Genomic DNA, 1,886 nt, shown 5'->3' on the forward strand with positions numbered 1-1,886 from the left:
GCCGCTGAGTTTTCTCGGCGTCATGTACCGCCAGATCAAGGAATCGAACACCGACGTAGAACGCATGTTCGCGCTGATGCAGCGGCCGCGCGAGGTCGAGGATGCGCAGGACGCACGCGAGCTGGACGTCGTCGCCGGCGAAGTGAAGTTCGATCGCGTCAGCTTTGCCTACAACGCCGACCGCCCCATCCTGCACGAAGTCAGCTTCAGTGTGCCGGCCGGCAAGACGGTGGCGGCGGTCGGCGCCAGCGGCGCCGGCACGTCGACGCTCGCCCGCGTGCTGTTCCGCTTCTACGACGTCGGTGCCGGCAGCATCACCATTGACGGCCAGGACATTCGCCACGTCACGCAAGACAGCTTGCGCGCCGCGATCGGCGTGGTGCCGCAGGACACCGTGCTGTTCAACGACAGCATCTATTACAACATCGCCTACGGCCGCCCGGACGCAACCCGCGACGAGGTGATCGAGGCCGCGCGCGCGGCGCACATCCTCGCCTTCATCGAAAGTCTGCCGCAGGGCTGGGACACCGTGGTCGGCGAGCGCGGGCTTAAACTTTCGGGCGGCGAGAAGCAGCGCGTGGCGATTGCGCGCACGCTGCTGAAGAACCCGGCCATCCTGATATTGGACGAGGCCACCTCGGCGCTCGATACCAAGACCGAGAAGGCCATCCAGGGCGAGCTGCTGGAAATCGCGCGCGGCCGCACCAGTCTGATCATTGCGCACCGCCTGTCCACCGTGGTCGAGGCCGACGAAATCCTGGTGCTCGACGGCGGCCGCATCGTCGAGCGCGGCCGCCACCCGGGCCTGCTGGCACAGAACGGCGTGTATGCCCACATGTGGGCGCTTCAGCAGCAAGCCGAAGCCGAGGACGGCGCCGCCTGATGGCAAGCCTGCTGCAGCCCGGGGTCGCCAAGCGTGAAGTCTGGGCCTGGGCCATGTACGACTTCGCCAACTCGGGCTACACCACGGTCGTCATCACCGCAGTGTTCGGCGCGTATTTCGTCGCGGTGGTTGCCGGCAATGCACCCTGGGCGACCTTCGCGTGGACGCTCGCGCTTTCGGTCTCATATGCGATGGTGATGCTGACCGCGCCGCTGATCGGCGCCTGGGCCGACGCCCACGCCACCAAGAAAAAATGGCTGTGGCTCACCACGCTGGGCTGCGTCGGGTTTACCGCGGCGCTGTACGTTGCGTCGCCCGGTGCGCTGGTGCTGGCGATCGCGGCGCTGGTACTGTCCAACTATTTTTTCGGCACTGGTGAAAACCTGATCGCCGCCTTCCTTCCCGAACTGGCCCGCCCGCGCGCGTTGGGGCGTATTTCAGGCTGGGGCTGGGCGCTGGGCTACGTCGGCGGGCTGGTCTCGCTGGGCGCCAGCCTCGCGTACATCAGCCGGGCGCAGGACGCAGGGCAGGGCGCGGCCGAGTTCGTGCCGGTGGCCATGCTGATCACCGCCGCGATCTTCCTGCTGGCGAGCCTGCCGACGCTCTTGATGCTGCGCGAGCGCGCCACCCCGACAGGCCCCCGCACGCCGCGCAATGCCTGGCGGCAGGTGCGCTACACCCTCGGCCACTTGCGCCAGCTCCCCGATCTCAGGCGTTTTCTAATCTGCACCGTGCTGTACCAGGCCGGCATCCAGGCGGTCATCACGCTGGCGGCGATCTATGCCACGCTGGTGTTCCGTTTCGACACCCAGCAGACCATCGTTCTGGTGCTGGTGGTCAACGTCACCGCAGCGCTCGGCGCGTTTGCGTTTGGTCACGTGCAGGACCGCATCGGCCATGTGCGGGCGATCGCGATTACGCTGTTCGGCTGGATTGCGATGGTGCTGCTGGCCTGGGCGGCGCCGGACGAGCGCATGTTCTGGGTCGCCGCCAATCTGGCCGG

2 protein-coding genes are annotated in these 1,886 nt (G+C 67.1%); both read left to right on the forward strand.

Annotated elements, in window-relative coordinates; translation table 11 throughout:
- Nucleotides 1–883, forward strand: an 883-nt coding sequence (locus tag Q8S38_RS06050) for an ATP-binding cassette domain-containing protein (RefSeq protein WP_305679533.1), incomplete at its 5' end; no start/stop codon positions are given.
- Nucleotides 883–1,886: MFS transporter (locus Q8S38_RS06055; protein WP_305679534.1), on the forward strand; the 1,004-nt coding region annotated here is incomplete at its 3' end. The genes Q8S38_RS06050 and Q8S38_RS06055, both read left to right, overlap by 1 nt.

The organism is Allobosea sp. (assembly GCF_030695125.1).
In the GTDB taxonomy this organism is placed as follows: Bacteria; Pseudomonadota; Alphaproteobacteria; order Rhizobiales; family Beijerinckiaceae; genus Allobosea.